Source organism: Flagellimonas ochracea (assembly GCF_009903685.1).
Lineage (GTDB): Bacteria > Bacteroidota > Bacteroidia > Flavobacteriales > Flavobacteriaceae > Flagellimonas > Flagellimonas ochracea.
Genome location: NZ_JAAABI010000031.1, coordinates 1 through 516 on the forward strand (window position 1 = coordinate 1; position 516 = coordinate 516).

General features: G+C 41.1%; 1 protein-coding gene. It reads right to left on the minus strand.

Annotated elements, in window-relative coordinates; all coding sequences use genetic code 11:
- The coding region (locus GTQ34_RS16620) for a phage integrase SAM-like domain-containing protein (protein ID WP_235915065.1) at window positions 1–490 on the minus strand (490 nt) is incomplete at its 3' end.
- Window positions 491–516: the final 26 nt, after the last annotated feature.

Below are 516 nucleotides of genomic sequence, written 5' to 3' on the forward strand. Positions count from 1 at the left end.
TCACGGCAAGGTTTACCATTTTCCTTAGACGCTCCAAATGTTTCATGGCCCCATTATTGGTACACTTCTTTCCCTTTTGCAGATCAGGCCCATTTATCAAATAGTTCTCAAAGTCGGTAATGAACTTATAGTTCAATCGCTTTAAGTTGATGTCCTGAATTCTTCGGGTATGCTCCAAAAACCTTTTGAGATACTTTTCTGTACCATAATAGTTTTTGATGGTTCCTGGACGAAGTTTGCTCTTTTGTGATTCGTAATGGTATTTGATCAGCTCCATAAGGGTCTTGTGCTCTTCATCTTGTCCAAGATAGCGGGCCTTGATGGCCTGAGATGTAATAATCTTGTCCTCACGCAACAACTGTTTATGGGTATCCATAATCTCACCATAAACCTCATCCAAATAGCTGTTCAACAAACGGGCCTTGTGGGTAAGTCCATGGAGTCTGCCCCTATTTTCATCCCATTCATTCACCGAAACATAACGTTTCAAACTTATCTCGGCACGTTTTCCATTGA